This window comes from Bradyrhizobium sp. CCGB01 (assembly GCF_024199795.1).
Lineage (GTDB): Bacteria > Pseudomonadota > Alphaproteobacteria > Rhizobiales > Xanthobacteraceae > Bradyrhizobium.
Map to the genome: position 1 here is coordinate 3,453,095 of NZ_JANADK010000001.1, position 21,287 is coordinate 3,474,381.

Sequence of the window (21,287 nt, forward strand, 5' to 3'; positions counted from 1 at the left end):
CCCAAGGGAGTGAAACATGCTGAAACTGAAGACGACATTCCTCGCGCTGGCGCTGGCCGGCGCTGCGACGATGGCCTCCGGGCTCACCGCCTCCGCGCAGGACAAGGCGACGGTCGGCATTGCCATGCCGACCAAATCGTCGGCGCGCTGGATCGACGACGGCAACAACATGGTCAAGGTGCTGAAGGAACGCGGCTACAACACCGACCTGCAATATGCCGAGGACGACATCCCGAACCAGCTCTCGCAGGTCGAGAACATGGTGACCAAGGGTGCGAAAGCGCTGGTGATCGCCGCGATCGACGGCACCACGCTGTCCGACGTGCTCAAGCAGGCCAAGGCCAAGGGCATCACCATCATCGCCTATGATCGCCTGATCCGCGGCACGCCGAACGTCGACTATTACGCGACCTTCGACAACTTCCAGGTCGGTGTGCTCCAGGCGCAGTCGATCGAACAGGGGCTTGGCCTCAAGGAAGGCAAGGGTCCGTTCAACATCGAGCTGTTCGGCGGCTCGCCCGACGACAACAACGCCTACTTCTTCTACAACGGCGCGATGAGCGTGCTGAAGCCGTATATCGACAGCGGCAAGCTCGTCGTCGTCTCCGGCCAGATGGGCATGGACAAGGTCGCGACCCTGCGTTGGGACGGCGCCACCGCCCAGGCCCGCATGGACAATCTGCTCAGCGCCTACTACGGCAACAAGAAGGTCAACGCGGTGTTGTCGCCGTATGACGGCCTGTCGATCGGCATCATCTCCTCGCTGAAGGGCGTCGGCTATGGCAGCGCCGGCCAGCCGATGCCTGTGATCTCGGGCCAGGATGCCGAGGTACCCTCGATCAAGGCGATGCTGCGCGGCGATCAGTACTCGACCATCTTCAAGGACACCCGCGATCTCGCCAAGGTGACCGCCGACATGGTCGACGCGGCACTCGCCGGCAAGCAGGTCACCGTCAACGACACCAAGACCTACGAGAACGGCGCCAAGACCGTGCCGTCCTATCTGCTGAAGCCGGTCGTGGTCTACAAGGACAATTGGGAGAAGGTCCTGGTCGAGAGCGGCTACTACAAGAAGTCGCAGTTCCAGTAAAACTCTCTCTTCTCCCTCTTCCCGCTTGCGGGGAGAGGGTTGGGGTGAGGGGGACTCTCCACGGGGACGGTGAGAGCTGCCCTTGCGGAGACTCCCCCTCACCCGAAATCCGCGCTATGCGCGCATTTCGGCCTCTCCCCGCAGGCGGGGAGAGGCGAAGCAAAGGACACGACGTAATGACCGCAATGCTGGAGATGCGCGACGTCAGCAAGAGCTTTGCCGGTGTGCAGGCGCTGCGCGACGTCAACTTCTCGGTCCACGCCGGGCAGATCCACGCGCTCGTGGGCGAGAACGGCGCCGGCAAGTCGACGCTGATGAAGGTGCTGAGCGGGGTCTATCCGCATGGCAGCTACGAGGGCACCATTGTCTTTGATGGCGAGGAGCGCCGCTTCCGCGACATCAACGATTCCGAGGCGCTCGGCATCATCATCATCCACCAGGAGCTGGCGCTGATTCCGCTGATGTCGATCGCGGAAAACATCTTCCTGTCGCATCCGCCGTCAAAACTCGGCGTCATCGACCGCGACGAGGTGTACCGGCGCACGCGGGAACTGCTCGCGCAGGTCGGCCTGAAGGAATCTCCTGATACGCTGATCACCGATCTCGGAGTCGGCAAGCAGCAGCTGGTCGAGATCGCGAAGGCGCTGTCCAAGCGGGTGCGGATGCTGATCCTGGACGAGCCGACCGCGAGCCTCAACGAGGCCGACAGTGCCGCGCTGCTCGAGCGGCTGATGGCGTTCCGCGAGCAGGGCATCGGCTCGATCCTGATTTCGCACAAGCTCAACGAGGTCGCCCGCGTCGCCGACCACATCACCGTGCTGCGCGACGGCCGCACCGTCGACGGCATCGACTGCCGCGCCGAGCCGATCCAGGAAGACCGCATCATCCGCAGCATGGTCAACCGCGATCTCGCCCACCGTTTCCCGGAGCGCAGCGCGAAGATCGGCGATCCCGTCCTCACCGTCGAGAACTGGTCGGTCTATCATCCAATTCATCCCGAGCGACAGGTGATCAAGAACGTCGATTTCGGCGTGAAACGCGGCGAGGTCGTCGGCATTGCCGGCCTGATGGGGGCCGGCCGCACCGAGTTCGCCATGAGCCTGTTCGGCCGTTCCTGGGGCACCAATATCAGCGGCCGCATCCGGCTGGAGGGCAGGGAGATCGTGCTGCCGAGCGTCGCGGCGGCGATCGACGCCGGTCTTGCCTATGTCACCGAGGACCGCAAGCAGCTCGGACTGATCCTCGCCGACGACGTCCGCAAGAACATTACGCTCGCAAGCCTCGACCAGGTCGCGCCCGGCCGGGTGATCGACGACATCGCCGAGCTGAAAGTCGCCAGCGATTACCGCAACCGGATGCGTATCCGCTGCTCCGACGTCTACCAGGAGACCGGCCAGCTCTCCGGCGGCAACCAGCAGAAGGTGGTGCTGTCGAAATGGCTGATGACCGACCCCAAGGTGCTGATCCTGGACGAGCCGACCCGGGGCATCGACGTCGGTGCCAAATACGAGATTTACTGTATCATCAACGAGCTTGCGGAGGCCGGTCGCGGCGTCGTGGTCATTTCCTCGGAGATGCCCGAGCTGCTCGGTATCTGCGATCGCATCTGCGTCATGAACGACGGCGCCTTCGTCGGCGAGTTTTCCGGCACTGATGCGACGCAGGAGAAGATCATGCGCGCCATCATGCGCAACGAACGAAGCAATGGAAACGGCGTGCCTGAGGCCGCGGAGATGGGAGGATTGCAGCCATGACCGACAAGACGGTTTCGCTGCCCGAGGAGCGCCGGCACGGCAGCTTCATCAAGAACAATTTGCGCAACTACGGCATGCTGATGTCGCTGATCGCGATCATGCTGTTCTTCCAGGTCATGACCGGCGGCACGCTGCTGCAGCCGCTCAACCTGACCAACCTGGTGCTACAGAACAGCTACATCGTCATCATGGCGCTCGGCATGCTGCTGGTGATCGTGACCGGACACATCGACCTTTCGGTGGGGTCGGTCGCGGGCTTCGTCGGCGCGGTCGCCGCCGTGCTGATGGTGACGTACAAGATCGACTACACGCTCGCCTTCATCGCCTGCCTGCTGCTGGGCGCGGCGATCGGTGCGGCTCAGGGCTATTGGGTCGCCTATTTCGGCATTCCGTCCTTCATCGTCACGCTGGCGGGCATGTTGGTGTTCAAGGGGCTTGCGCTCGCGGTGTTGCAGGGCCAGTCGCTCGGCCCGTTTCCGCCGACCTTCCAGAAATTGTCATCGGGCTTCATTCCGGAGCTCCTCCCTGAAGCCGGTACGCTGCATCCGACCTCGATGCTGATCGGTGCCGTGCTGGCTCTGGGGCTGGTCTATGCCAGCGCCAAGAGCCGCACGCGCGAGCTGTCGCACGGTATCGAGGTCGAACCCTACGCGTTCTTCCTCGGCAAGAGCGTCGTGCTGGCCTGCGCGGTGCTCTATTTCACCTATCTGATCGCGACCTATCGCGGCCTGCCGAACGTGCTGGTGATCATGAGCGTCTTGATCGCGCTTTACGGCTTCGTGACGCGCCGCACCGTGATCGGCCGGCATATCTATGCGGTCGGCGGCAATGCGAAAGCAGCAAAACTGTCGGGCATCAAGACCGAGCGGCTGACCTTCCTCACCTTCGTCAACATGGGCGTGCTGGCCGCGCTCGCGGGCCTCGTCTTCGCTGCGCGCCTCAACACCGCGACGCCGAAAGCAGGGCTCGGCTTCGAGCTCGACGTCATTGCCGCCTGCTTCATCGGCGGCGCCTCGGCCTATGGCGGAGTGGGGCGCGTCGGCGGCGCCGTGGTCGGCGCCATGATCATGGGCGTGATGAACAACGGCATGTCCATCCTCGGTATCGGCATCGACTACCAGCAGGTCATCAAGGGCCTGGTGCTGCTCGGGGCGGTCTGCATCGACGTGTATAATCAGCGGCGGTAGGCGCAAAATCACGTCGCGGGGGTGAGGCTCGGGCGCCGCCCGCGCCATGCGATTACAATTTTCGTCGATTTCGATCACGGCTTCGGCATCGCCAGCGGGTCCGATGCCTCGGGATGACCATGATTTGGGGTCTAGATCCGGGGGGCCGAGCAGGGCACGGGCAGGGCAGCACCAGTGGCGGCTCATATCCACGAGATGACGGACGACGAATTTGAGGGGCGGCTTCGCATCCTCGTGCGCATCGTTTCCGCCTGCACTCTGGGGCTCTGCTCCTTTGCTGCAGGTTTGTTGATCGGGGCCTTTGTTCTGTTTTGAGCAAGGCGATCCAGGCCAAAGCTGGGGAATGAGAGGCGCCGTCGAGCCTTCTTGATCTAGATCAACCGGTGTTCAATTCCGTGCTAGTCTTCTGCGGTGGGCCCAGGGGGATCACGGGGAACTCGCGTGACGCGTACAGTGAGGTCATCGCCGGCTTCGGAGGTGATGCTGGTCTCGACGTTGCCGGCATTGCAGCTGATCTACGACACTGCCCCGATCGGGCTCGCCTGTCTGTCACCGGACTGCCGCTACCTGCTGATCAACCAGCGCCTGACCGAAATCTGCGGCATATCCGTCGAGGGCCATCTCGGGCATACGGTCAGGGATTGCGTGCCGGCTCTGGCGGAGTCCGTCGAGCAGATCGTCCGCTCGATTATGAAGACCGGCGAGCCCGTGATCGGCATCGAGGTGGCGGGGCAACGGGCCGACCAGGTCGAGGAGCGCTCCTGGGTCACCTATTGGCATCCGCTGCGGATGCCGGACGGCGAAATCGTCGCGGTCAACGTGGCGGCGGAGGAGATCACCGAGCGCAAGCGCGCCGAGCGGGAGATCCGCAGTGCCCGCGATGACGCGGAGACCGCGCTTCGTCATTTGCGCGATATCCAGAGCACTCTGATCGAGGCGGAAAAGCTGGCGGCGCTCGGGCGCATGGTCGCCGGTGTCGCGCACGAGATCAACACCCCGCTCGGCAGCAGCCTGACGGTCGCCTCGACGCTCCAGCGCAAGGCCGAGCAGTTCGCCGCGGAGGTCGCGCGAGGAAGTCTCAAGCGTTCGACATTGACGGGCTTTCTGGAGCTGGTGGGCGATGCCTCGGCGCAGCTGGTCACCAATCTCGGCCGCGCCGCCGAACGGGTGCAGTCCTTCAAGCAGGTGGCGGCTGATCAGACCCAGTCACACCGGCGCAGCTTCGATGCTGGCGAGCTGACCGGCCAGGTTCTCTCCCAGTTCGAGCGGCAGCTGCGCACGCGCGACATCGCGCTTGGCCTGAGCTGCGAGCCAAAGTTGGCCATGGACAGCTATCCCGGTCCGTTCGGTCAGGTGCTCACCAATCTCGCCGTCAACGCGATGACGCATGCTTTCTCCAGCGACGCAGGAGGGAAGATCGACGTCTCGCTGCGCGCGGCGGGCCACGGGCATATCGAGCTGCTGTTTGCGGACGACGGTTGCGGCATGGCGCCCGACGTGGAGCGGCGGGCCTTCGATCCCTTCTTCACCACACGGCGGCATGACGGCGCGAGCGGCCTTGGCCTGCACATCGTGCACAGCATCGTCGTCGATCGATTGGGCGGAGAGCTCCGGCTCGAAAGCAAGCTGGGTGAGGGCACGCGGTTTCAGCTGGTCCTGCCGAGAACGGCGCCCGGTCGGCGATCAGTGGAGAGCTGATCGCGCCCCCGATCCGCGGCGTCGGGATTACTGTGTCGTGAACAGCACCGTCGCGATTGCGACGGAAAGGCTCACCGCCGATACGGTTGCCACCGTCGACAGCACGCCCATGCGCCTCAGCGCGATGGCGAACGCGATGATGATGGGTGTCGCGGTCACCAGGCCGATCTGTGCATCGCTCATGTCATCGCTCGCTGCTCCCCGGGAACCCTGAGCCGGTTCGTACCGCCACCCGGCCGGCCGGACGTTGCGTCGGCGCAAACAAGGCGCACCGGCGATCTCCCAGTTTGCTCTGCGACAATTTCCGAACTGGAAGGGTGAGCTAAAGGTGGCCGGTGTCCTGATCCGGAAAGACGATGTCTACGGCCGATTGCGAACAACAGGAAACCGGCTGGGGAATTCTGGAAGATCTCCCCGGCGATCCCATGATCTGGGTGCTGATCTTCAGCGAGCTCGTCGCCTTCGGTCTGTTTCTCGGTGCCTTCACGGTCGCGCGCGCGATCCACCCCGCAGTGTTCGCGGCCGGGCAGGCGGCGCTTGATCCGGGTCTCGCCGGGCTGAATACCGTCGTACTCGTGACCAGCGGCTGGGCGGCGGCGCGAGCGACGCGGGCCGCACGGGCCAGCGAGACGCAGGCCTCGCGCCGCTGGCTCCTCGCCGCCATGGCGCTCGGCGGCCTCTTCATCGCGATCAAGCTCGCCGAATATGCCGAAGAGATCGGTCGCGGGATCGGCCTGGAGACCAGCCCGTTCTTCACGCTCTACTTCCTGCTGACCGGCTTCCATCTCCTGCACGTCTGCCTCGGCATCGTGATTTTCGCCGTGGTCTGCCGCAGCGCCGAGGCGTCCGGCGTCGAGACGGGAAGTGCGTTCTGGCACATGGTCGATCTGGTCTGGATCGTGATGTTCCCGATCCTCTATCTGGTAAGGTGACGATGCCGGATCGCCTGGACATCACCTGGATCGTGCTGATCGGCCTCGCGCTGGCGACCATCCTGCTGCCGCCGCTGATGCCACGACCGCTGGTCGGCAACGCTTTATTGCTGACCTTCGCCGCCATCAAGGGCCGCCGGATTGCGCTCGACTTCATGGATCTTCGGGCGGCGCCGGCGCTCTGGCGCGGCCTCGTCAGCGCGTGGATACTGATCGTGGCGCTGTTCGCCTGGCTCGCATCCGCCGTCATCGCCCTGATCTGACGACGCCAACGCAGCGCTCATTGCGCCCCGACAAAGACCCGTCCGGCCCAATCGGCAAGATACAGCATCACTGCTTCTTCACGACTGGATTCACAACGGAAAGGACTGGCAATGGCTGAACGCCTGACCAAGTCGGCGGCCCGAAACGTCTTCTACGGCGGCTCGGCCTTTTTCTTCGCCATCTTCATCGGGCTGACGGCGCACAGCCACTATTACATGGCCACGACCTCGACGGACGCGACGACGCTGACATCGTCGGTCGCGCGCGGCAAGCATGTCTGGGAGAAGAACTCCTGCATCAACTGCCACACCCTGCTCGGCGAGGGCGCCTATTTCGCCCCTGAAGTCGGCAATGTCTGGGATCGTTGGGGCGGCAACGAGGACCCGGCCGCTGCGCGCGAGACGCTGAAGGCCTGGATGCAATCGCAGCCCTCGGGCGCGGAGGGCCGGCGGCAGATGCCGCAGTTCAACCTCACCGACCAGGAGCTCAACGACCTCGCCGACTTCCTGCAATGGACCAGCAAGATCAAGCGTCAGGAGTGGCCGCCGAACAAGGCTGGCTGAGCTCGCTGCATTCGTCTTTCAAGACAGAGAGAATCCGAGATGAAATATCAGACCCAGAAAGTCGCGATGCTGTATTTCTACGGCGCGCTGACCCTGTTCCTGGCCCAGGTCCTGTTTGGCCTCCTCGCCGGAACCATCTACGTCCTGCCCAACACGCTGTCGGTGCTGCTGCCGTTCAACATCGTCAGGATGATTCACACCAATGCGCTGATCGTGTGGTCGCTGATCGGCTTCATGGGCGCGACCTACTTCCTGCTGCCCGAGGAAACCGAGACCGAGCTTTACAGCCCGCTTCTGGCAAAGATCCAGTTCTGGATGTTCTTCGGCGCGGCGGGTGTGGCCGTGGTTGGCTATCTCTTCCACTACCACGAGGGCCGTGAGTTCCTCGAGCAGCCCTTCATCATCAAGGTCGGCATCGTCGTCGTCTGCCTGATGTTCCTGTTCAACGTCACCATGACGGCGCTGAAGGGCCGCAAGACCACGGTCACCAACATCCTGTTGTTCGGCCTGTGGGGCGTTGCGATCTTCTTCCTGTTCGCCTTCTACAACCCGGCCAATCTCGCGGTCGACAAGATGTACTGGTGGTACGTCGTCCATCTCTGGGTCGAAGGCGTCTGGGAGCTGATCATGGCCTCCGTGCTCGCTTATCTCATGATCAAGCTCAACGGCATCGATCGCGAAGTGGTCGAGAAGTGGCTCTACGTGATCATCGGCCTTGCGCTGTTCTCGGGGATTCTCGGCACCGGCCACCATTTCTACTGGATCGGCGCGCCCGGCTACTGGCAGTGGATCGGCTCGCTGTTCTCGACGCTCGAGGTCGCGCCGTTCTTCACCATGGTGATCTTCACGGTGCAGATGACATGGAAGGCCGGCCGCAAGCATCCGAACCGCGCGGCGCTGCTGTGGTCGGTCGGCTGCTCGGTGATGGCGTTCCTCGGCGCCGGCGTCTGGGGCTTCCTGCACACGCTGTCCTCGGTGAACTACTACACCCACGGCACGCAGGTCACCGCCGCGCATGGCCATCTCGCCTTCTTCGGCGCCTATGTGATGCTGAACCTGTCGGTGATGGCCTATGCGATACCGCAGATCAAGGGACGTGCGCCCTATAACCAGTGGCTCAGCATGACCAGCTTCTGGATCATGTGCACGGCGATGACGACCATGACTTTCGCACTGACCTTTGCCGGCGTGATCCAGGTCCATCTCCAGCGCGTGCTCGGCCAGAGCTACATGGACGTGCAGGACCAGCTTGCCTTCTTCTATTGGGTGCGGCTCGGCTCCGGCGTGTTCGTCGCGATCTCTGCGCTGATGTTCGTCTGGGCGGTGCTGGTGCCGGGTCGCGAGAAGCCGGCAACCATTCCCGCCGCGCTGCAGCCGGCCGAGTAAACGCGATGGCGGCCGCGCATGTCGCGGCCGCCGTTCCCAATGATTTCCGGAGAATGACCATGACAGCAGCACTTCACGCCCTGGCGGCACCCGCGCCCGAGCTTCCGGCTTACGTTCCGAGCGGCAACGAATGCGCGCTGTTCGAGCACGCCTGGCGGCATCGGTTGCCGGTTCTCCTCAAGGGGCCGACCGGCTGCGGCAAGACACGCTTCGTCGCCCACATGGCGGCGCGGCTGGGGTTGCCGCTTCATACCGTCGCCTGCCACGACGATCTCACCGCGGCGGATCTCACCGGCCGTTACCTGCTGAGAGGCGGCGACACCGTGTGGACCGACGGTCCGTTGACGCGCGCGGTGCGCGAAGGCGGCATCTGCTATCTCGACGAGGTGGTGGAGGCGCGCAAGGACGTCACGGTGGTGCTGCATCCGCTCACCGACGACCGCCGCATCCTGCCGCTGGAGCGCACCGGCGAGGAGCTGGCTGCGCCGAAGAGCTTCATGCTCGTGGTCTCCTACAATCCCGGTTACCAGACTTTGCTGAAGGCGCTGAAGCCGTCGACGCGGCAGCGCTTCGTCGCCATCGAATTCGGGTTCCTGCCGCTCGAGCAGGAGATCGCGGTGGTCGCGGCCGAGAGCGGGCTCGCGCCCGACTATGTCAGGCCGCTGGTACTGCTAGCCGGTCGGCTGCGGGCGCTGAAGGGACACGATCTGGAGGAGGGCGTCTCGACCCGTCTCGTCGTCTATTGCGCCACCCTGATTGCCGCCGGAGCCTCGATCGCCGATGCCGTGCTGGCCGGCATGATCGAACCGCTAACCGATGACGCCGACGTCAAGGCAGCCCTGCTCGACGTCGCACGCGCCGTGATCTCCTGAGGGTGATGCGATGCTCGATTTCCTCGAGCTTGAAGAGACGGTCGGTCGCGCCTGGCATCGTCTGGTCGGCGGCACCGCGAGCTATCCGGTTCATGCCGAGCATGCGGTGACGCTGTCGGAAGTTCGCAGCCGGATCGCGATCATGTTCCGCGCGCTTGGCGGCGAGGCGGGCGTGCAGATCGCGAGCGCCGGGGCCCGCCGGGCGGGGCACCGGCTCGGATGGCGGCAGCGCATCGGGCTCGGCGACGAGCGCCTGGAGCAACCGGGGCGCGATGCCGCGACGATCTTCCTGCCCGACAGCATCGCGATCTTCGCCGATCGCGGGCTGAATGCTGCGCTGTACCGCTGGCTGGCCGCGTGGTTTGCTTTTGCACCGGTCGACGCAATCGCGGAGGCCGATCCGTTGCGGCGCGATCTGTTGATGCTGCGGCGGGCCAGCGAGATCGCGGTGCTTGTGCTGACGGAATGTCCCGGTCTTGCCGAAGATTACGCACGGCTCGCAGCGGAAACGGCCATGGCGCGGCCGCGCCGCCCGGTGCCGCACATCGAGCAGGACATGGAGCAGATCGTGCTCGCTCTGCTCGGCGCCGATACGCCGCCGGTGGGAAAGCTGTGGCCGGCGATGATGGGGACAGGGCCGCTGCCGGACAAGGCGCCGCCGGGCTATCATTCGATCCTGGCATGCCCGCTCTGGGGTGACTGCTGGACGCGTGAGCTCTCGCCCGCGCATGCGGCTGAGGACGAACGCGCACCGGGCGCAGAGGCCGCCGCGAAGGATGATCGCAAGCGCTTCGCCGTGCGCGAGCGCGAAGACGGCGCCAACCGCCGCGATCCCTTCGTGCTCAATCGGTTCGAGAAGATCCTCGCGATGGCCGAGATGGTCAATGTCGACCGCCCGGATGACGACAGCGAGGACGAGGATGCGCAGAAGGCCGCCGATGATCTCGAGGAGATCACGCTCAGTCGCCGCAACGGCAAGCCGGCGAGCCGGCTCAAATTCGATCTCGATCTGCCGCCGGAAGCGCTCGATGCCTCTCGGTTGAATGCCGATCTCACCTATCCCGAATGGGACTACCGCAGCAGCTGCTATCTGCCTGATCATTGCCGCGTGCTCGCGGGCGCGGCGCCCGAGCTGGGCGAGACCTGGGCGCCCGACGAGACGATGCGCCGCCACATCCGCCAGGTACGCCGCCGCTTCGAGATTTTGCGGCCGCGCCACGAATTGATGCGCGCGCAAGCCGATGGTCATGACCTCGACCTCGACGCGCTCGTGCGTGCGCGCTGCGATCTCCGCGCCGGAAGTGGCGGAGGCGGTCTCGATCGCGTCCATGTGGCAATGCGACCGCGAGGGGACGATCTTGCCGTCACGCTGCTCGTCGACGTCTCGCTCTCGACGGACGCCTGGGTCGACGGCTATCGGGTGCTCGACGTCGAGAAGGAAGCGCTGCTCGTGCTTGCCCATGGGCTGTCGGCCTGCGGCGATCACCACAGCATCCTCACCTTCACCTCGCGCCGGCGTTCCTGGGTGCGGCTCGAAACCGTCAAGGCTTTCGGCGAGCCGATGAGCGGGGCGGTGGAACGCCGCATCGGCGCACTGAAGCCTGGCTACTACACGCGGATCGGCGCGGCGGTGCGCCACGCCGCGGCCGAGCTGGCGCGCCAGCCGCAGCGCAAGAAGCTGCTGCTCGTCCTCACCGACGGCAAGCCGAACGATGTCGACCATTACGAGGGACGCTTCGCGGTCGAAGACACGCGGAAAGCCGTGCAGGAAGCGCGCCGGCTCGGCATCGCGGTCTTCGGCGTGACGGTCGATGTCGCCGCGCAATCCTATTTTCCGACGCTGTTCGGCCGCAGCGGCTACGCCATCGTCGGCAATATCCGCCGGTTGCCTGCTGCGCTGCCGGCGATCTATCGGCAGGTGGCCCATTGAACCAGAGAGGATCCGCCGCGCGTCTTCGCCGGTGAACTATTGCTCAATGAATGGGTATATGATCGAATGGCCGGATGGACCAAAGCCGGCAAAGGCCCGATCTTGTCATCTTCGACTGCGACGGCGTGCTCGTCGACAGCGAGCTGCTGAGCTGCCAGTGCCTGTCGGACGAGCTGTCCGGATTTGGGATATCGCTGACACTTGTAGAGGCGCTGGAACTCTTTCTCGGACGCAGCACCAGCGCGATCACGCAGCATTATCGTGAGCTCGGCCAGGCAGTGCCGGTCGACTTTCCCGTCCGGCTGAAGTCGCGGGTGCTGGCCGCCTTCGAGAAGGCGCTCCACCCGATTCCAGATATCGATACCTTGTTGTCCGGCCTGCGTGTGCCCAATTGCGTGGCCTCGTCGAGTGATCTCGACCGCGTCGCGCTGTCGCTGAGGGTGACCGGCCTCATGCCGCATTTCGGCGACCGGATCTACACGGCGCAGATGGTCACGCGCGGCAAGCCCGCGCCGGATCTCTTTCTCCACGCGGCGGAGAAAATGGGCGCGCAGCCCGCGCGCACGCTGGTGATCGAGGACAGCGTCAGTGGTGTGCTGGCCGCGAAGGCTGCCGGCATGACCGTCTGGGGATTTGTCGGTGGCAGCCATTATCGCCGGCGCGACGGGCGGGCTATATTGTCCGAAGCCGGGGCCGATCGGGTCTTCGCGCAGATGAGCGATTTCTGGAAGGAGGCGTGACGCCTGCCATGGCCGCCGAGAACGAAAAATCGAGACTCGACGATGCCGCGCGGGCCGGCTGGCTCTATTTCATAGCCGGTCACACCCAGGACGAGATCGCAAAGATGCTCCAGGTCTCGCGGGCCTCCGCGCAGCGGCTGGTCTCGCTGTGCCTCGCCGAGCGTCTCATCACCTTCCGGCTCGAGCATCCCATCGCCGCCTGCATGGAACTTGCTGCGCGGTTGAAGGAGCGGTTCAATCTGGTCCATTGCGAGGTTGTGCCGGCCGATCCGGCGGCGCCGCAGGCCACAGCGGGCATCGCCGAACGCTGCGCCAACCTGCTGGATTCGACGCTCCGCTCGGAGACGCCGGTCATCGTCGCGCTCGGCACGGGGCGGGCGGTACGCGCCGCCGTCGAGCGCGTCACGCCGATCGACCGGCCCAACCACCAGATCGTTTCGCTGGTCGGCAACATCTCCGCCGACGGCTCGGCGAGCTTCTACGATACCGTCGGCCGGCTCGCCGACCGCACCGGCGCGCGGCACTACCCGATGCCGCTGCCGTTCCTGATGTCGTCGGAGGACGAGCGCAACAAGATGGTGCGCATCGAGCCGATCGCAAAGGTGAAGGCGGTCGCGGTGAAGGCGGACTTGCGCCTCGTCGGCATCGGCCAGATGGACCAGAAGGCGCAGATCCATGTCGACGGATTCGTCACCCGCGACGAATTGTTCGAGATGATGCGGCAGGGGGCGATCGGCGAGATCACCGGCTGGGCCTATGATTCCAAGGGCCGCCTGCTCAAGGCCGGCACCAACAAGCGCCTCACCAGCATCCCGCCGGAAGTACCGGCCAAGACCACGACGATCGGCGCCGCGGTCGGTGCGGCCAAGGTGTCGGCGATCGCGGCTGCACTGAACGGGCACCTGATCAACGGCCTGATCACGGACGAGGCGACGGCAAGGGCGATTCTGGAACGGTAGGGGCGAGCTCGCCACTTGCCCCGCTGTCATCGTCCGCCTCGTGCGCAATTGCGCACCGGGGCGGACGATCCAGTACGCCGCGGCTTCACTTGGGGCAAACCAATAGACGACACGGAGTACTGGATGCCCCGCCTGAGCCTGTCATCGGGCTCGCCGAAGGCGAGACCCGGTGGCGGGGCATGACAGCTTGGGCGGGGCTGCGACCTCTCATCCACTCCCGCACCGCAGCACTCATAAGTTGCGGGAACGCGCGCGCGACTGCTTGACAATCCCAGGCCTTGAGTTGAACATACGCTCAACGCGTGGGCATATGCTCAAAAGCGCGAGCCTTAGGGAGGTCACCGTGAAACACGTCCTCGGCGCCGTCTGCGGCGCGTCTTGCCTGTTGCTGGCCGTCCCCGCGATGGCCGAAACGACCCTGACGATCGCCACCGTCAACAACGGTGACATGATCCGCATGCAGGGGCTCACCAGCGAATTCACCAAGAAGAATCCAGACATCACCGTGAAATGGGTGACGCTGGAGGAGAACGTGCTGCGCCAGCGCGTCACCACCGACATCGCCACCAAGGGCGGTCAGTTCGACGTTTTGACCATCGGCACCTATGAGGTGCCGATCTGGGCCAAGAAGGGCTGGCTGGTGCCGCTTGCCAATCTCGGCGCCGATTACGACGTCGCCGACCTGCTGCCGAAGATCAAGGACGCCGTCTCGGTCGACGGCAAGCTCTATGCCGCGCCGTTCTATGGCGAGAGCTCGATGGTGATGTATCGCACCGATCTGTTCGAGAAGGCCGGCCTGAAAATGCCGGAGAAGCCGACCTGGGAATTCATCATCGACGCGGCCAAGAAGCTCACCGACAAGAGCGCGGGCGTGTACGGCATCTGCCTGCGCGGCAAGGCCGGCTGGGGCGAGAACATGGCCTTCCTTTCGGCCATGGCCAATTCCTACGGCGCGCGCTGGTTCGACGAGAAGTGGGAGCCGCAGTTCAACACGCCGGAATGGAAGACGACGCTCACGACCTACGTCAATCTGATGAAGGAGGCCGGCCCTCCCGGCGCGAGCTCCAACGGCTTCAACGAGAACCTCGCGCTGTTCAACGCCGGCAAGTGCGGCATGTGGATCGATGCCACGGTCGCGGCGTCCTTCGTGACCAATCCCAAGGACTCCAAGGTCGCCGACAAGGTCGGTTTTGCGCTCGCGCCCAACACGGGGCTCGGCAAGAACGCCAACTGGCTGTGGGCCTGGAATCTGGCGATCCCCGCCGGCTCCAAGAAGACGGAAGCGGCCGAGAAGTTCATCGCCTGGGCGACGAGCAAGGACTACACAAAACTCGTGGCGTCGAAGGAGGGCTGGGCCAATGTGCCGCCCGGCACGCGCACCTCGCTCTACCAGAACGAGGACTATCTGAAGGTCGCGCCGTTCGCGAAGCTGACGCTGGCTTCGATTGATGCTGCCGATCCGAACAAGCCCACCGTGAAGCCGGTGCCGTACGTCGGTGTGCAATACGCGGCGATCCCCGAATTCCAGGGCATCGGCACGCAGGTGGGCCAGCAATTCTCCGCGGCGCTCGCGGGATCGATGACGGTCGATGCCGCGCTCACTGCGGCGCAGTCCGCTACCGAGCGCGAGATGAAGCGCGCCGGCTACATCAAGTGAACCCGAGCTCTCCCTGAGCTCAAACTTGCGGCCATCCACCACCCCAGCCCCGGATGGATGGCCGCCTTCTTCCCGCAAGCGGAGAAGTTAGGGATGGCAACCCGGCAGACGCAGCTTCTTGCGCGCTCGCTCCTGACGCCTGCGGTCGGGCTGCTCTTCATCTGGATGATCGTCCCGCTGGCGCTGACGATCTATTTCTCGACCCTGCATTACAGCCTGCTCGATCCCGGCTCGGAATCGTTCGTCGGGCTTGAGAACTTCCGCTACTTCCTCACCGATCCCGCCTTCCTCGCCTCGCTCCAGAACACGCTGGTGCTGGTCGGCTCGGTGCTGGCGCTGACGATCCTACTCGGCATTCCGCTGGCGCTGCTGATGGACCAGCCCGTGATCGGGCGCAATTTCGTCCGGCTGATGGTGATCGCGCCGTTCTTCGTGATGCCCACGGTGAGCGCGCTGGTCTGGAAGAACCTGCTCATGCACCCGGTGTCCGGCCTGTTCGCCTGGCTCGCCTCGTTGTTCCACCTGACGCCGATCGACTGGTTCAACGACGTGCCGCTGTTTGCGGTGATCCTGATCGTCGCCTGGCAATGGCTGCCGTTCGCGACGCTGATCCTGCTCACCGCGCTGCAATCGCTCGACGAGGAGCAGAAGGAAGCCGCCGAGATGGACGGCGCCAGTGCCGTCTCGACCTTCATCTACATCACGCTGCCGCACCTGGCGCGCCCGATCACGGTGGTGATCCTGATCGAGACCATCTTCTTGCTCACCGTGTTTGCCGAGATCTTCGTCACCACCGGCGGAGGGCCGGGGCTGCAGACCACCAACATCGCCTTCCTGATCTATTCGCAGGCGCTGATCCAGTTCGACGTCGGCAGCGCCTCCGCAGGCGGGCTCGTGGCGGTGGTGATCGCCAACATCGTCGCCTTCTTCCTCGTCCGCATCGTCGGCCGCAATCTGGAGGCTTGAAGCATGGCGCGGATGGCGACGACAAGGCGGGTGGTGGTCTCGACGATCGGGGCGTGGTTCTTCGGCTTCCTGATTTTCTTCCCGATCCTCTGGATGGTGCTGGCGAGCTTCAAGACCGAGCTCGAGGCCTTCGCCGTGCCGCCGTCCTTCCTGTTCTTCCACTGGACCACGGAAAACTACGCGACCGTGCAGGAGCGTAGCGATTACTTCCATCACGCGATGAACTCGATCATCATCGCCGGCGGTTCGACTCTCATTGCGCTGCTGATCGCCATTCCCGCGGCGTGGTCGATGGCATTCTCGCCGACCAAGCGTACCAAGGACATCCTGCTCTGGATGCTCTCGACCAAGATGATGCCGCCGGTCGGCGTGCTGGTGCCGATCTACCTGATCTTCAAGACCTTCGGCCTGCTCGATTCCCGCATCGGCCTCGTCTTCATCCTGTGTCTCGGCAATCTGCCGATCGTGATCTGGATGCTGTTCACCTATTTCAAGGAAATCCCGCGCGACATCCTCGAAGCCGCGCGCATGGACGGCGCCACCATCGGCCGCGAGCTCGTCTATGTGCTGACGCCGATGGCGATCCCGGGGCTGGCCTCGACCTTGCTGCTGAATCTCATCCTCGCCTGGAACGAGGCGTTCTGGACGCTCAATCTGTCGACCTCGAACGCCGCGCCGCTCACGACCTTCATCGCCTCCTATTCGAGCCCGGAAGGGCTGTTCTGGGCCAAGCTGTCGGCGGCCTCGACGCTGGCAATCGCGCCCATTCTCGTCCTCGGTTGGTTCAGCCAGAAGCAGCTCGTGCGCGGGCTCACCTTTGGCGCGGTGAAGTAGAGGGGCTGCCATGGGTCAGATCACACTTCAGGGCGTGCAGAAATCCTTCGGCCCCGTGCACATCATCAAGGGCGCCGACCTCGAGATCGCCGATGGCTCCTTCGTGGTGTTCGTCGGACCCTCGGGCTGCGGCAAGACCACGCTGCTACGGCTGATCGCCGGGCTCGAGGACGTCTCCGGCGGCAAGATCCTGATCGACGGCAAGAACGTCGTCGACACGCCGCCCGCCAAGCGCGGGCTCTCCATGGTGTTCCAGTCCTACGCGCTCTATCCGCACATGAGCGTGCGCGGCAATATCGGTTTTGGCCTGAAGATGGCGGGCCTTTCCAGGGACGAAACCAACCGGAAGGTCGAGGCTGCTGCCGCGACGCTCAATCTCACGCCCTATCTCGACCGCAAGCCGCGCGAGCTGTCCGGCGGCCAGCGCCAGCGCGTCGCGATCGGCCGCGCCATCGTGCGCGAGCCCAAGGCGTTTCTGTTTGACGAGCCGCTGTCCAACCTCGACGCGGCGCTGCGCGTGCAGATGCGCATCGAGGTGACGCGACTCCAGAAGCAGCTCGGCACCACCGCGATCTACGTCACCCACGACCAGGTCGAGGCCATGACCATGGCCGACAAGATCGTCGTGCTCAATGGCGGCAAGATCGAGCAATATGGCTCGCCGCTGGAGCTCTATGAACGGCCCGCCAATCTCTTCGTCGCCGGCTTCATCGGCTCGCCCAAGATGAACTTCGTCACCGGCGAGCCGGCATTGCAGAAGGGCGCGGCGACGATCGGCGTGCGTCCGGAGCATTTGAAGATCGAGCGCGATGGTGCCGGCGGCTGGCAGGGAACGATTTCGGTGGCCGAGCACCTCGGCAGCGACACCTTCCTTTATGTCGATGCCGGGCCACTCGGCATGCTGACGGCACGCTACATCGGCGAGTTGAGCCTGCATGCCGGCGATCGCGTGTCGCTGGTGCCGGACCCCGCACGCATTCACCGCTTCGACCAGAGCGGCAACGCGCTTCGAGGCTGACAAGAAACGGCAAGAAAACGGAAAGACCACCATGTACCTGGAAAAATTCAAGCTGAACGGCAAGACCGCGTTCATCACCGGCGGGGGGCAGGGCATCGGCCTTGGCTGCGCCGAAGCGCTGGCCGAAGCCGGCGCAAAGGTCATCATCGGCGACCGCGACAGCAAGGTCGCCAATGACGCGAAAGCCGACTTGAAGGCGAAGGGTTATGACATCGAGACCGCGATCATGGACGTCACCGACACCAAGCGCGTGGCGGAGGTCGCCAACGACCTCGTCGCCCGCCACGGCAAGGTCGACATCCTCGTCAACAATGCCGGCATTGCCCGTAGCGAGACGCCGGCCGAGACCGTCACCGACGAGCACTGGCTCAACGTCATCGACGTCAACCTCAACGGCACCTTCTGGTGCTGCCGCGAGTTCGGCAAGCACATGCTGAAGGCGAAGAGCGGCGCCATCGTCAATGTCGGTTCGATGTCCGGCTTCATCGTCAACAAGCCGCAGGAACAGTGTTTCTACAACGCCTCGAAGGCCGGTGTGCACCATCTCACAAAATCGCTTGCCGCCGAATGGGGCGCGCGCGGCATCCGCGTCAATGCGGTGGCGCCGACCTATATCGAGACGCCGCTCAATGCGTTCGTGAAGAGCAACGCCAAGATGTACGACGCCTGGATCGGTGGAACCCCAATGGCGCGGATGGGGCAGGTCGAGGAAATCGCTTCGGTCGTGCTGTTCCTCGCTTCCGAGGCCGCGAGCCTGATGACCGGCAGCATCGTGCTGGTGGATGGCGGCTACACTTGCTGGTAGGCTTGCGTCAAAACTGACGGAAAGCGACCGGGAGCGACAATGCCGCGAGCGTATATCGGCGTCGATGTGGGGACCACGAGCACGCGGGCAGGGGTGTTTGACGAGGCCGGCACCCTCCTTGCCACCGCCAAGCATCCGATCCGGATCTGGCACGAGGCGGGCGACATCGTCGAGCAGTCGTCCTCGGACATCTGGGAGGCCTGCGCCAAATCGGTGCGCGCGGCGATGGCGGAAGCTGCCATCGCGCCCGACGGCGTCGGCGGCATCGGTTTCGACGCCACCTGTTCGCTGGTCGTCCTCGACCGGCAAGGTGAACCCGTCACCGTCAGCGCCTCCGGCGACAAGCAGCGCAACGTCATCGTCTGGATGGACCACCGTGCCACGGCCGAGGCGCGGCTGATCAACGAGACCGGTGATGCTGTGCTGCGCTATGTCGGCGGCTCGATCTCGCCCGAGATGGAGATGCCGAAACTGCTATGGCTGAAGCGGCACATGCGTGCGAGCTTCGATGACGCCGGTCATTTCTTCGATCTGGCAGATTATCTGACCTGGCGTGCGACCGGCTCGCTCCAGCGCTCCACCTGCACGGTCACCTGCAAATGGAACTACCTCGCGCATGACGGCGGCGGCTGGAGCGCGCCGTTCTTCCAGCGCATTGGCCTGTCCGACTTCGTCGCCGAGAAATACGGCCGCATCGGAACCGAGATCGTCGCGCCGGGCACGCGGCTCAGTGCCGGCCTCACCCGTGCAGCGGCGGCCGAGCTCGGCCTGTCACCGGGTACACCGGTGGGCGCGTCCCTGATCGATGCGCATGCCGGCGGCATCGGCGCGATCGGCGGTCGCGACGGATCGGACGGCGCAACCGATGTTTCCGATCGCCTCGCCTACATCATGGGGACGTCGGCCTGCATCATGGCGACGACGAAGGAGCCGTGCTTCGTGCCGGGCGTGTGGGGCCCATATTATTCCGGCATGGTGCCGGATGTCTGGCTCAACGAGGGTGGCCAGTCCGCCGCCGGCGCCGCGATCGATCATCTGCTCAAGTCGCATCCGGGCCATGCCGAAGCGAACGCGGCGGCGCGCAGCGAGGGCGTCGACCTCATCGAGTACCTCGAGCGCCGCATCATCGCGCGCGCCGGTAACGCCAGCCGTGCCGCGCTGCTCGCCCGCGACGTCCATGTGCTTCCCGAATTCATCGGCAACCGCTCGCCTTACGCCGATCCTGACACCCGCGCGGTGATCGCGGGCCTCGATCTCGACACCGACGTCAGTTCGATGGAGCGGCTGTTCGTCGCCGGCCTCTGCGGTCTCGCCTATGGGCTCGCCGAGGTGATCGAGGCCTTTGCCGCGCATGGCGTCCATTCCAGCATCATGATCATGGGCGGCGGCGCCAGCCGAAGCCCGCTGGTGCGGCAGATCATGGCGGACACCACGGGTCTCACAGTCGCGCTGCCGCAAACGAAAGAACCCGTGTTGCTGGGCGCCGCGATGCTTGGCGCGGTGGCCGGCGGCGCCTATGCCTCGATCGGCGAGACCATGGCAAAGATGTCCGCGCTGGGACGGAAGAGCGAGCCGACCGCGCCGGACATGGCCGCGTTTCATGTTCGCAAGCGCAACGTGTACAGGCTGCTGCGCGATGTCGATCGCGGCAGCCGAGCGGCGATGCGCGACGTCGCCGGAGGTTGAAACGAATGCTGATATCTTGCGGCGATGCGCTGATCGATTTCGTGCCGACGCGGAACGCCGACGGGCGCGAAGCGGTGATGCCGGCGGTCGGCGGCTCCTGCCTCAACGTCGCGATCGGCATGGCGCGGCTGGGCGCGCCGACCGGTTTTGTCGGCGGCATCTCGACCGATCTGTTCGGGCGCATGATCGCGGATCACGCCGCCGCATCGCATGTCGAGCTCGGCCTAGCCACCCGCAGTGATCACCAGACCACGCTTGCCTTCGTCCGCATCGTCGCGGGCGAGTCGCATTATGCCTTCTATGACGCCGAGACCGCGACGCGAAACTGGACCTATCGGCGCGGCACTATTCCATTCGCGAATGTCGAAGCCGTTCATGTCGGTTCGACCACCCTGGTCAACGACCAGGGCGCGGCCGAGACGAAGGCGTTGATTACGGACGCGCGGGCCGCATCGACGATCTCCTTCGATCCGAACTGCCGGCCCAATCTGGTCCAAGACAAGCCGGCTTATCTGGCGCGGATCGCCGGGTTCGCTGCCAGCGCCGATCTCATCAAGATGTCGGATGTGGACTTCGCTTATCTCTTCGGCGATGAGCCTTATCAGCAACGCGCGAAAGCGCTGCTCGGGCAGGGCGCGAGTCTCGTCGTCATCACCCGCGGCAACCATGGCGCCGTCGCCTGGCATGCGGGCGCAGGGCAGATCGAAGTCACCGCGCCGGAGGTGGAAGTTGCCGACACCATCGGCGCCGGTGACAGTTTTCAGGCGGCGCTGCTATTCGCCCTGTACAAGCAGGGCCGCATCGCCCGGCAAGCACTGAAGGATATCACGGCCGACGAACTCCGCCGCGCGCTGTCCTTTGCTGCCAACTGCGCCGGCCTGACTTGCACCCGCCCGGGCGCCGATCCGCCCTGGAGCCACGAGATCAGTTCGAGCCTGTAGCGCCG

Annotated in this window: 20 protein-coding genes; 19 read left to right on the forward strand and 1 reads right to left on the reverse strand. The window is 64.7% G+C overall.

From position 1 onward, the window contains the following. Nucleotides 1–16: 16 nt before the first annotated feature. The 4 genes from chvE to NLM25_RS15795 all read left to right on the forward strand — a co-directional run bounded on the left by chvE (nucleotide 17) and on the right by NLM25_RS15795 (nucleotide 5,729). On the forward strand, nucleotides 17–1,090 hold the full coding sequence (chvE, locus tag NLM25_RS15780; protein WP_254117828.1) for a multiple monosaccharide ABC transporter substrate-binding protein: 1,074 nt from the start codon (nucleotides 17–19) through the stop codon (nucleotides 1,088–1,090). 176 nt (nucleotides 1,091–1,266) lie between these two features. Further along, nucleotides 1,267–2,844 carry a multiple monosaccharide ABC transporter ATP-binding protein gene (gene mmsA / locus NLM25_RS15785; RefSeq protein ID WP_254117829.1) on the forward strand — a complete coding sequence of 526 codons (1,578 nt, stop codon included), beginning with the start codon at nucleotides 1,267–1,269 and terminating at the stop codon, nucleotides 2,842–2,844. Then, nucleotides 2,841–4,031, forward strand: coding sequence for a multiple monosaccharide ABC transporter permease (mmsB, locus tag NLM25_RS15790; protein WP_254117830.1), 1,191 nt, complete (start codon nucleotides 2,841–2,843; stop codon nucleotides 4,029–4,031). The genes mmsA and mmsB overlap by 4 nt, the downstream gene beginning before the upstream one ends. A 441-nt stretch (nucleotides 4,032–4,472) precedes the next feature. Beyond that, complete coding sequence (locus NLM25_RS15795) at nucleotides 4,473–5,729, forward strand: sensor histidine kinase (protein WP_254137547.1); 1,257 nt, start codon at nucleotides 4,473–4,475, stop codon at nucleotides 5,727–5,729. Between the two features lie 27 nt (nucleotides 5,730–5,756). On the opposite strand, the gene NLM25_RS15800 is transcribed toward NLM25_RS15795, so the two are convergent. Further along, nucleotides 5,757–5,912, reverse strand: a complete 156-nt coding sequence (locus tag NLM25_RS15800) for a hypothetical protein (protein ID WP_254137548.1) — start codon at nucleotides 5,910–5,912, stop codon at nucleotides 5,757–5,759. 173 nt (nucleotides 5,913–6,085) lie between these two features. Between NLM25_RS15800 and NLM25_RS15805 the strand changes: the two genes are divergently transcribed. The 15 genes from NLM25_RS15805 (at nucleotide 6,086) to NLM25_RS15875 (ending at nucleotide 21,282) form a co-directional block, all read left to right on the forward strand. After that, nucleotides 6,086–6,661 (forward strand): cytochrome c oxidase subunit 3 family protein, encoded by a 576-nt coding sequence (locus NLM25_RS15805; protein WP_254137549.1) that lies wholly within the window; start codon nucleotides 6,086–6,088, stop codon nucleotides 6,659–6,661. Nucleotides 6,662–6,663: 2 nt separating this feature from the next. Then, nucleotides 6,664–6,924, forward strand: a complete 261-nt coding sequence (locus tag NLM25_RS15810; RefSeq protein ID WP_254137550.1) for a cytochrome C oxidase subunit IV family protein — start codon at nucleotides 6,664–6,666, stop codon at nucleotides 6,922–6,924. A gap of 111 nt (nucleotides 6,925–7,035) precedes the next feature. Beyond that, a complete protein-coding gene (locus NLM25_RS15815; RefSeq protein WP_085399418.1) occupies nucleotides 7,036–7,488 on the forward strand; it encodes a cytochrome c in 453 nt (150 codons plus the stop codon). 39 nt (nucleotides 7,489–7,527) lie between these two features. Continuing rightward, complete coding sequence (locus tag NLM25_RS15820) at nucleotides 7,528–8,874, forward strand: cbb3-type cytochrome c oxidase subunit I (protein ID WP_254137551.1); 1,347 nt, start codon at nucleotides 7,528–7,530, stop codon at nucleotides 8,872–8,874. A gap of 59 nt (nucleotides 8,875–8,933) precedes the next feature. Next, nucleotides 8,934–9,746 carry a CbbQ/NirQ/NorQ/GpvN family protein gene (locus NLM25_RS15825; protein ID WP_254137552.1) on the forward strand — a complete coding sequence of 271 codons (813 nt, stop codon included), beginning with the start codon at nucleotides 8,934–8,936 and terminating at the stop codon, nucleotides 9,744–9,746. A 10-nt stretch (nucleotides 9,747–9,756) separates the two neighbouring features. Continuing rightward, entirely contained in the window at nucleotides 9,757–11,676 is a 1,920-nt protein-coding gene (locus NLM25_RS15830; RefSeq protein ID WP_254137553.1) for a nitric oxide reductase activation protein NorD, read from the forward strand. Between the two features lie 74 nt (nucleotides 11,677–11,750). Further along, nucleotides 11,751–12,416, forward strand: a complete 666-nt coding sequence (locus NLM25_RS15835; RefSeq protein ID WP_254137554.1) for an HAD family hydrolase — start codon at nucleotides 11,751–11,753, stop codon at nucleotides 12,414–12,416. A gap of 8 nt (nucleotides 12,417–12,424) precedes the next feature. Then, nucleotides 12,425–13,375: a sugar-binding transcriptional regulator gene (locus tag NLM25_RS15840; protein ID WP_254141191.1), complete on the forward strand. Its 951-nt coding sequence runs from the start codon at nucleotides 12,425–12,427 to the stop codon at nucleotides 13,373–13,375. A gap of 343 nt (nucleotides 13,376–13,718) precedes the next feature. Continuing rightward, nucleotides 13,719–15,032 carry an extracellular solute-binding protein gene (locus NLM25_RS15845; RefSeq protein WP_254137555.1) on the forward strand — a complete coding sequence of 438 codons (1,314 nt, stop codon included), beginning with the start codon at nucleotides 13,719–13,721 and terminating at the stop codon, nucleotides 15,030–15,032. A gap of 93 nt (nucleotides 15,033–15,125) precedes the next feature. After that, nucleotides 15,126–15,998 (forward strand): carbohydrate ABC transporter permease, encoded by an 873-nt coding sequence (locus tag NLM25_RS15850; RefSeq protein WP_254117839.1) that lies wholly within the window; start codon nucleotides 15,126–15,128, stop codon nucleotides 15,996–15,998. A 3-nt stretch (nucleotides 15,999–16,001) separates the two neighbouring features. Continuing rightward, on the forward strand, nucleotides 16,002–16,832 hold the full coding sequence (locus tag NLM25_RS15855; RefSeq protein WP_254137556.1) for a carbohydrate ABC transporter permease: 831 nt from the start codon (nucleotides 16,002–16,004) through the stop codon (nucleotides 16,830–16,832). Nucleotides 16,833–16,842: 10 nt separating this feature from the next. Further along, nucleotides 16,843–17,850 carry an ABC transporter ATP-binding protein gene (locus tag NLM25_RS15860; RefSeq protein ID WP_254117841.1) on the forward strand — a complete coding sequence of 336 codons (1,008 nt, stop codon included), beginning with the start codon at nucleotides 16,843–16,845 and terminating at the stop codon, nucleotides 17,848–17,850. Nucleotides 17,851–17,881: 31 nt separating this feature from the next. After that, entirely contained in the window at nucleotides 17,882–18,655 is a 774-nt protein-coding gene (locus NLM25_RS15865) for an SDR family NAD(P)-dependent oxidoreductase (protein WP_254137557.1), read from the forward strand. 39 nt (nucleotides 18,656–18,694) lie between these two features. Beyond that, the gene (locus NLM25_RS15870; protein WP_254137558.1) at nucleotides 18,695–20,341 is read left to right on the forward strand and encodes an FGGY-family carbohydrate kinase; all 1,647 of its coding nucleotides are present in this window, start codon (nucleotides 18,695–18,697) and stop codon (nucleotides 20,339–20,341) included. 5 nt (nucleotides 20,342–20,346) lie between these two features. Continuing rightward, complete coding sequence (locus NLM25_RS15875; RefSeq protein ID WP_254137559.1) at nucleotides 20,347–21,282, forward strand: carbohydrate kinase; 936 nt, start codon at nucleotides 20,347–20,349, stop codon at nucleotides 21,280–21,282. Nucleotides 21,283–21,287 lie beyond the last annotated feature (5 nt).